Below are 9035 nucleotides of genomic sequence, written 5' to 3'. Positions count from 1 at the left end.
TTTTAGTGTAAACCTATTTCAGGATATGACAGTTGAGAAAGAGTGTAGGTGGGCAGTGTTTTAAACAAAAGATGAGGGGAGGAAGAGGAACTATTTTTGGTTATCTCATCAAGATGTTATACTTTTGCATTATTAGTTAGTATTTTTACAAATTCTTTTAATTGCAAGAAGACTTATTTGTTTGTTGAGAAATGATAAACAAGTTGCTAAAAAATTGGATATTCTTACTTTCCTTACTAGTTATTGTCTTAGCCTTTTTTCTTTCATATATTTTCCCAGATTTATGGATAAGGGAGGGGTTCAGTAATGGCTTTTTTAAAGGAGGTTTCTATTTCTGTGGGTTTTTTTCTGCTTTATGGTTGTTACAAAATCACGTGATTCTTTTTAGAAAAGAAAAATGTTTACGTTCACTTATAATATGTGTAGGAGCCGCAACCGTTTTTTTGTGGACATATAAGCATAAAATCACATTTCGTATGGATCTACTCTTACTTTTTTTATGTGGTTTTTATTCTTTAGTTTACCGAAAATGGATAATGCCCGATAGAGTAATGATTGTTTTCTTTTTGCTGATAATATTGCGGTTTTTAGGAATACTATGGACAGAAGACAAATCTTTTGCTTGGGAAGATGTTAATACAGATAAACTCTATTTTTTACTATTTGCTTTTATTACTTGCATTGGTTTTCGTACAAAAGAACAAGAGAGTATGAGTTTTATTACTCTATGTTTTAAGTTGTTTTTATTATTGCTTACCTTGAATATAAGTGCTTATATTTTTATACAAAAAGCTATAAATCTTCATTTTTTTAGTTTTTTGGCTTTTAATAAAGGTTATATGAATTATTATGAGCTCTTATTAGGATGGTCTATTTTTAAGCATCCTAGTTTTATAGCTTGGATAATGCTTGTAATATGGGGATTAGGCGTTTTGGTGTGGAGGAAGAATAAAGAACTTATATCATTACCAGAAGTTATTTTGTATGGAGTTCTCTTGTTTTGTTTTGTTTTTATGCTACAAGCGAGAGTAGCTATAATAGGTTTCCCTTTATGTCTTTTGATATTAGGCTGGTTTTATATTTCTAAAGAATGGACTATTCGAAAGCGTATTATAACTGAAATAGGATTGTTTTCAATGGGCTTATTAGGTATTTATTGGTTAGTTACTCATACGACTTTTTTTGCTGATTCTGCGCGAGAAAAAATGTTTATAAAAGCAAAAGAAAGTATTAATAATCATTTTATAATAGGGGCAGGCACCTCCTATGAAAAACTTCTAGCAAAGGAAACGATAGGATTAGTGCACATTCACAATGATTTTTTAGCTACATTTATTGATTTAGGAATAGTTGGGTTTTCTTTACTTTTATTATGGATATTCACTATTTACCAAAAAGGAATTTACAATAAGGATAATTATATTATATATTGTCTTATGATTTTTCTCTTATTTATGAATACGGATGTTATTTTAAATTATCAACCAGGGGTATTTATTTTACTTCCTTTTTTAATATTTATTTTTTTTAAGCAGGAGAAAACACTTAATTTATACTATAATAAGGGTTGAAAGAGATGTAGAATATTATTCCAAATAGAGATAGTATCTTTTTCCTCTCGTTCCATTGAGTAGTTAGATAGTATAAAATCAGAAGCTTTCTTTCCTTTTTCTATGATTATTTCAGGAGACTTTTCATAAATCAATAGTAGCTCTTCTACTTTCCTTACATATTCTATGATGTTACCTCCCTCTATGGAAGAAGAAAATTTAGGATTAAAATATTCTCTACCTCCTTCTCCGTGGTAACCAATCACATAGCAACCACAAGCCATAGCTTCTATTGGTGGAAGTCCAAAACCCTCTCGATGATTGAAACTTAAAAAGAAAACACTTTCTTTCATTATATTAGCGACCTCTAGTTCGTTTTTATTATCAATAGACACTAAACTCCAGTTACTAAGCACTCCCCTAAGTTTGAGAATAAGGATTACTTGGCGTACATCATCAGTTAACTTTCGAGGCATAAAGCATATTTGTTTTTGCTTTTTAGAAGAATAAGAAAAAATCGAAGTGTCAATACCTAAGGTCATTTTATATGTGTTTAACTTAGGGAAAGTATAATTCATATAAGTTAAAGCATCTTTAGAAGCAACAATTGTTGCTAAAATATTAGGGTTATTATAAGGTGTTTGAGTATATTCTTTTTCAAAAAAATAGTGGTTGAAAGTATAATAGCAGTTTTGATTAAAGATTACTTTCTTAATATTTTGGGCTATCCTATCTATTTTATCACCGTATATTTCAGGAAAAACTAATATAGTATTCTTGTCCATAGGAATACTTCTCTTGTTTAAAAACCATAGTTTTATTTTTTTTATAAAAGTAATTTTTCTATTCCCAAGTATATATTTTAGTAATTTAAATAAGTAAGGACTATATGATATTTGTGCATCACTATGAAACCACTTTTGCTTACTTTTACCTTGTAGTAGAACAGAGGCATTAAAGCCATTTTTTTTTAATGTTTCTGCTTGGCGGAAAATCTGTTTTACCCCACCACTCATAAAATTGTTATTAGGGCAAAGAAAGAGTATTTTAGTTTCCATTAATAATATTATGAATCCAATTTTTAATATGGTATTTTTCTCTTAGTTTTATATCTATTTCTTGATAGTCAGTTTTAAAAAATTCCAAAGGGATAGTAATGTTGTCAATATCTTCTATAACAAAGATGTTATTAGGATTGTAAAAATCATAATTTACAATATCTTTATTAGTGGTAATAAGTTTTTTTCTTAGTCCTATAGCCTCATATGGACGAAAAGACAACCCTTTTTGGTGAGGATGTGCAATATCCAAAATAATTTTACTATCTAAATAGTATTTATATGATTTTGAAAAAGGAATAATTTCTTTAATACGTTCAATACTTTTAGGGAGTCTTTGCCGCCTACGTGCAAACATCTTTCCTTTGACTGAAATATTATGTTCATCAAAATATTTAAAGATACGTTCAGCAACTTTTATTCTCTCATCATAGGTGGCTAAATAACAAACATCGTATAGGTTATTTGAATCATTATTATTTTCTGCAAAGTAGAAATTAGTAATCTTTTTTAGATGGTACTTTACACAATCATCTGGTTCAAAACTATAGATAATGTTAAAATCTTCTAAATATTTCTTCTGCATAGGTATTTTTTCAATACTATCCCAAAAGATAACTACTGATAGTTTTGTTTTCTTTAAAGCTATTTCTATCTGATTATTAGTTAGAAGGTATGGGGCGTTTATTAGTAAAACATCATAATCATTACTTTCGTTAATAAATTTAATAAACTCTTTTATATATTCATCTTTTTTTTTCTCTTTTAGATTTCTTCCTAAAAGAGTTTTTAAAAAGAAGTTGTAAATCCTTTCCCCCCAATTTTTATATTGGTACTTAAAGTTTGAGACTATATAGCTCACATCACAATCACTATATTCTTTTAATCCCTTAAGAACAACTTCATTGAAACCATAATAGTCGGGGGCGATGAACAAAAGCTTCCTTTTCATTATTTTAATAATTGTTTTATCCAACTTGAAAAACTGTATTTATCTTGTATCTCTTTTTCTAAAGGTTGATAAGGAGCGTTTAAAAACTCATCAAAGTTATCAAAAGAACCTTTTTCAATTATAAATATATTATTGGGATTATAAAAATCATACTCCTTCACTAAAAGATTGTTTGTTATTAGTTTTTTACCATAGCCAATACTTTCAAATGTCCTAAACGAAAGTCCATTATGTATAGGGTTATGTAAATCTAATAAATATTCTGATTTTTGCATTTTCAAAATACTTTCTTTAAAGCTAAATTCCTTATCAATTATTTTAAACTTATAATGATGAGATTTTTTCCGCTCTGAAACTAAAAAAATATTAGGGGTCAATCCTTCGTCTTCTAACAAAGTACTTATTTGCTCCAACAATAATACTCTATTTTTCATATAAGTACCTACAAAGAAAACAGTTTTAGGAGTTACTACTTCTTTTGAGATTATATTATCAAAATAGAAATTAGTAGTATGTTTTAGGCGCCTGCTTAAATTCAAATCTTTCTTGTCAAAAACATAGAATTTATCAAATAAGTTGATATACTTCTTAGCTAAAGGATATCTATTTAAACCGTCCCATTGATAAGCTACTGTTTTCTTAGATAATTGTTTTACCTTATCTATGACCTCAAAATCAAATAAATCTGGGCGGATGAAAAGAGCATAATCAGCTTTTTTGATGTGTGATAATTGGATCAGTATGTCTTCTTTTGCCTTCTTATTTTTGATAGAAGGTTTATAACTTCTGTCACCAAAAAATAGTTTCTTATATCCGTGAGTAATTTTATCTTTCAAAGAAATGGCATTTGTTCTATTAGATATATCCAATACAAAAACCTCAAAGCCTAAAAACTCTAAATTATCTTTGAATTGTTCAAGTAACCCAAAGTGGTTAGGCATTGCTATAATTATTGTTTTTCCCTCAAAATCCTTCTGTTTCATCTTTTATAAATTGTGCCCAAATCTCTCTGTTTTCTTTTTCCCACCGATGGCACCCCATAGGCAGAATTTGGTTGTTAAAAGCAAGTGCTTTTCTTACTTTATTTTCAATAGAAAAAAGACAAGCTTCTTTATAGTTTGGTTTTTTAAAATCAATCCCATTTCGCTTAGGTTCTATACTAAAAAAAACATCTTCAGCATAAAAGGTACTTCTGTTAGAAGGTTTTAGATACACAGCAGTTTGTTCGGTAAGCTGTTTTAATACTTCTATGAATTTTTCTCTTTTTCGCAGAGAGAAACCTCCGTTGCCTACCTCATTATAAAGCAAAATTTTGTTTTTTTGAGTTTTCCGATTGCCTTTATAGTTTATAGCTTGCTTTATAAAACAGATTGAGCTATCCCAAATTTTCTTAATAATAGGGGCTTTCTCTCTGCGACGAATCCAAGGAGCTCCTATATAATCATAATCTTTTTTACACCAAAATAATAAGTCATCTCTAAAGATATACGCATCAGTCTGATAGATAAGTATATATTTTTCAGTAAAAGCCTCGTAAAAATCTATACTAAGCATCAGTTGATTATAACCATCAATACTTTTAAAATAGGCATCATCGAAATCTCTAAAAGTAACCTTACCAAACTCTTCATAAGCTCTTATATCTAAACTTTTAGGGTGAACGAAGGTAATAGGATATTCCTTTAATACTCTAAAAACACGTTTGATAGAGATTATATCATTGCCAGACGGCTCTTCTTTATATATAGGGATAACTATATTTACCATTTTTCTTTTTAATTTAGAAAAGGCAAAGATAAAACCATTTTTTAAAAAACAAAATTACTTCAATAACTACTTACAAGGATTATTCGCTCTTTCCACTATCTTTCTCTGCTCCTGTCTGAACAAGCGTATCCACCTCCTCATCGATTAGCATCTTCATATACTCATCAAGCTCTTGTGATTTCATAAACGGACTCGCCTTCGCTCTGAGCACCTCTACTTGTCTTTCGTAAAAATCCTTATCCAAAGACGCTATGAGCAATAATAATTCTCCATAGCGGTCTATGGTATACTGTATTCTGGCAGTATTAGCATATCGCTCATCTGGCGATAAGTGTGCGTAATAATTCAGTTCTTCTTGATATTTCCCAAATATCTGCAAGGCTAGTTTACGAGCGGTTTCTTTCTCACCTACTTTAAAATAACCTTGTACAAAAGGATCGAGAGTAAAGTAATAGCCATAAGCCTCCAAAGGCATATGCTTCATTCCGATATCCAAGATATCTTTGGCTTTATTTAATTTGCCTTCTTCTATTAGTTTTTCGGTAAGACGAGCCAAATTACCACGGAAGATAATACTGTTCTTACGCGTTTCGGGGTCTAAGTAAATACCTGCTTTACCCATATTGCCCCAATCCCATTTCTTTATGATGTCGTACATCAAATTACTGTCTATACGACCCATATCAAAGGGGTGCTTTTTATCGATTTCTGTTTTAATAGGCACAAGTTTGTACACCAGTCCATCTAATTGTAAGTACTCCTTCATCCAGATATACTCAGCAGAGTCCATACTACCTCCGGAGAAGTATATCGGGCGTTTCCAATCGTTATAAGCCAAAATATCCAGCATCACAATACGTGCTTTATCGATGGCACTAGGGAGCGTGATATCTATATAATCTACTATTTTATCAGCATCTTCGGGTTTTACAATACCGCTCTTTAGTACGTTTTCTTTATTTACAGGAATCCGTATTTTGTTTGTAGGGTAGTAGTTAAAGGTTCTACTTTCACTACTACTGCTACTGAGCTGTGTATTGGGGTCATCGCTGGTTACCCATTTCACAAAGTCTTTAATGTTCCAGCGGTTCTCGGTGCGTTTTTGGAAATACACCCCTTCACGTACCCCGTGAGCATATTGTTTGTGCACCATTTCACCTGGGATAGGACTACTTTGGTACGCTTGGCGCTTCATTTGGTCGATATACCAATCCGTTTGCAACAAGCTGGTATTAATTACCCGTACATCGGTGCGATAGCCTTCTATTTCTTGGGCATACCACAGTAAGAACGTATCGTTATCGCCAATGGTGAATATCATAGCGTCTTTATCTTTAGCTACCGAGCTCAAATAAGCGTCCGCAATAAACTCTGCCGAATACTTTTGCGAGCGGTTGTGGTCGTCCCAATTCTCACTTGCCATCAGCACAGGTACAGCAAGCAAACTCGCTACCACTGCCAAAGGCGCCCCTATTCGTGGCGAAAGCACCCTCTTAAGTGTGTGGAATAACCCGTATACACCCACTCCTATCCATATAGCAAAAGCGTAGAACGAACCTACTAACGCATAATCTCGCTCTCGCGGTTCAAACGGTCGTTCGTTGAGGTATATTTTCATTGCCAAACCCGTAAAGAGGAAAAGCATCATCACTACCCACGTTTGGCGTTCGCTCTTCGTCGCCATAAAAAATAACCCTAAGAGTCCTAAGAGCAAAGGCAGGAAATAGTAAGTATTACGAGCTTTATTGTTCAGCACATCGGCAGGAAGGTTGTCTTGCGACCCAAGGCGGAAACTATCAATAGGCTTAATGCCCGATAGCCAGTTACCGTGGTCATTCTCCATCTTGCCTTGCACATCGTCTTGCCTGCCTATAAAGTTCCAAGCAAAATAGCGGAAGTACATATACCCAAACTGATACTCGAACAAGTAGTGCATATTCTTCCAAAAACTTGGCTTCTCTACTTCTATATAGTCCCGATATTCGGTAAGGAATTGGTCGTAACGCTCAGGCGGAAGCGGTTGTATTTGCATTTGCCTTTGCACTTCTTGTAAGAACTGATAGAGCTTCGGCTCGTTATACGCTTCTTCTTTTATTCTAAACGTAAGTAGCCCTGTGAGCTTCATATAATTCGCCGCGTGTTGCGCACTCCACATTCTCGGCAAAACACCCTCTTGTTTGCTATTCGATGCCATCTGAGCGTTTTTGTACTGATTCACGATGATGTATTTGCCTAAGGCATAATCGCGCTCGTATTTTGGCTTCGCATCTTCATACGGGTTTTCTTCGTCTAATCCAGCGTATTTATCCGAATACATAGGACCGTAGAACAAATGCGTTTCGGGGTATTGTTCAAGGTTGTAATAAGCTAATAGCAAACGCGCATCAGTCGGACTGTTCTCATTGATAACCGTATCAGCATTCGCCCGAATAGGTATCATTAGCCAAGACGAAAACCCTATAAACACAAACAACAAGCATAAAATGCCCGTTTGCAAGCGCACTTTGTTTTGCTTATAAGCGTAGTTCAGCGTAAAATAGAAAAACGCAATAACCGAGAGTCCCGCAATAATAGTCCCTGAGTTGAACGGCATACCGAAGCTATTCACAAAAAATACTTCCAAATAACCAAAGTACGCCAACGTGTAAGGTAATATCAGTTTAAATATCAACAGCAAAATAGCGATAGAAACTACATTAGCAATGATGAAGTTCACTACCGTTTTCTTGTAGTTACTCTTGAAGAAATAAAGCATACCAATAGCAGGAATGGTCAGTAACGCCATAAAATGCACCCCAAACGACAGCCCCACTACTAACGATATCAGTAACAACCAGCGGTCGCCACGTGGTTCGTGCAAACTGTCCGTCCACTTAATGCCCAGCCAAAACATAGCCGACATAAATAGCATTGCCATTGCATACACTTCTGCTTCCACCGCGTTAAACCAAAAACTATCCGAGAAAGTATAGGCAAGAGCCCCTACAAACCCACTTCCCAAAACAGCGATAAACTGCCCTTGGGTAAGCGTAGCAGGCGTTTTTTCTTCAACAGAATCGGTTCTTTTTAAAGCGATTTTCTTGGTCAAATTTACGATGATGAAGTACAAGAAAAGAACCGTAAAAGCACTCGATAAAACCGACATATAATTCACAAACAGCGCAATCTTATCCGAGTTGGGAGCAAAAGCAGCTATAAAAGCGCCCATCATTTGGAATAAAGGCGCTCCGGGAGGGTGACCCACTTCCAATTTCGCTGAGGTAGCAATATACTCGCCACAATCCCAAAAGCTAACCGTAGGTTCTACCGTAAGCCCATAAGTGATAAGAGCTACGGCAAAAACAGCCCACCCCACAATGAGGTTATATTTCTTAAATTGATTATCTGTCATCAGTACTTTATATTTCAAAGTGCAAAGGTAAGAAACAATTACCAAATGAGCAAATTTGTCAATCAGATATACCCCCCTCGCCCCCTCACTATATTCCCCTTTGGAGCCAGTTCACGACAGTTGGGTCTGTGCCCCGCAAAAGTAGAGTATGTGATAGGAGGGATATTTGTTATCACTATACTTTGCCAAAGGTGCGAGCCGCACAGGCAGTGTGAGCCACACAGGCTGTTGAATTAGCAAATTTGGAGGGTTTAGGAGCTCGGAAGAAAACGGAAAAGTTCGGAAGAGGAGAGGGAGGATTTTTGGTGAAAAAAGGG

Annotated in this window: 6 protein-coding genes; 1 reads left to right on the top strand and 5 read right to left on the bottom strand. The window is 34.3% G+C overall.

The features are described 5' to 3' along the window. Positions 1 to 476 precede the first annotated feature (476 nt). Complete coding sequence (locus HMPREF9078_RS04545) at positions 477 to 1571, top strand: O-antigen ligase (RefSeq protein WP_232305304.1); 1095 nt, start codon at positions 477 to 479, stop codon at positions 1569 to 1571. Here HMPREF9078_RS04545 and HMPREF9078_RS04540 read toward each other — a convergent pair. The 5 genes from HMPREF9078_RS04540 to HMPREF9078_RS04520 all read right to left on the bottom strand — a co-directional run bounded on the left by HMPREF9078_RS04540 (position 1556) and on the right by HMPREF9078_RS04520 (position 8718). Beyond that, positions 1556 to 2608, bottom strand: a complete 1053-nt coding sequence (locus tag HMPREF9078_RS04540; RefSeq protein WP_009419566.1) for a glycosyltransferase — start codon at positions 2606 to 2608, stop codon at positions 1556 to 1558. The genes HMPREF9078_RS04545 and HMPREF9078_RS04540 overlap by 16 nt on opposite strands. Further along, complete coding sequence (locus tag HMPREF9078_RS04535) at positions 2598 to 3560, bottom strand: hypothetical protein (protein WP_034542854.1); 963 nt, start codon at positions 3558 to 3560, stop codon at positions 2598 to 2600. Before HMPREF9078_RS04535 ends, HMPREF9078_RS04540 begins: the two co-directional genes overlap by 11 nt. Continuing rightward, positions 3560 to 4543 carry a hypothetical protein gene (locus HMPREF9078_RS04530; protein ID WP_009419564.1) on the bottom strand — a complete coding sequence of 328 codons (984 nt, stop codon included), beginning with the start codon at positions 4541 to 4543 and terminating at the stop codon, positions 3560 to 3562. The genes HMPREF9078_RS04535 and HMPREF9078_RS04530 overlap by 1 nt, the downstream gene beginning before the upstream one ends. Further along, complete coding sequence (locus HMPREF9078_RS04525; protein ID WP_009419563.1) at positions 4524 to 5327, bottom strand: DUF5672 family protein; 804 nt, start codon at positions 5325 to 5327, stop codon at positions 4524 to 4526. Before HMPREF9078_RS04525 ends, HMPREF9078_RS04530 begins: the two co-directional genes overlap by 20 nt. Positions 5328 to 5406: 79 nt before the next feature. Then, a complete protein-coding gene (locus HMPREF9078_RS04520) occupies positions 5407 to 8718 on the bottom strand; it encodes a DUF2723 domain-containing protein (protein WP_009419562.1) in 3312 nt (1103 codons plus the stop codon). Positions 8719 to 9035 lie beyond the last annotated feature (317 nt).

Origin of the sequence: Capnocytophaga sp. oral taxon 380 str. F0488 (assembly GCF_000318255.2) — a bacterium.
Classification (GTDB): domain Bacteria; phylum Bacteroidota; class Bacteroidia; order Flavobacteriales; family Flavobacteriaceae; genus Capnocytophaga; species Capnocytophaga ochracea.
This window is presented reverse-complemented; position numbering and strand designations above follow the sequence as displayed.

Excerpts from the sequence above, each read along its gene's own strand:
- HMPREF9078_RS04525 (WP_009419563.1), bottom strand. The coding sequence starts at position 5,327 with ATGGTAAATATAGTTATCCCTATATATAAAGAAGAGCCGTCTGGCAAT.
- HMPREF9078_RS04535 (WP_034542854.1), bottom strand. The coding sequence starts at position 3,560 with ATGAAAAGGAAGCTTTTGTTCATCGCCCCCGACTATTATGGTTTCAAT.
- HMPREF9078_RS04520 (WP_009419562.1), bottom strand. The coding sequence starts at position 8,718 with ATGACAGATAATCAATTTAAGAAATATAACCTCATTGTGGGGTGGGCT.
- HMPREF9078_RS04540 (WP_009419566.1), bottom strand. The coding sequence starts at position 2,608 with ATGGAAACTAAAATACTCTTTCTTTGCCCTAATAACAATTTTATGAGT.
- HMPREF9078_RS04545 (WP_232305304.1), top strand. The coding sequence starts at position 477 with ATGGATCTACTCTTACTTTTTTTATGTGGTTTTTATTCTTTAGTTTAC.
- HMPREF9078_RS04530 (WP_009419564.1), bottom strand. The coding sequence starts at position 4,543 with ATGAAACAGAAGGATTTTGAGGGAAAAACAATAATTATAGCAATGCCT.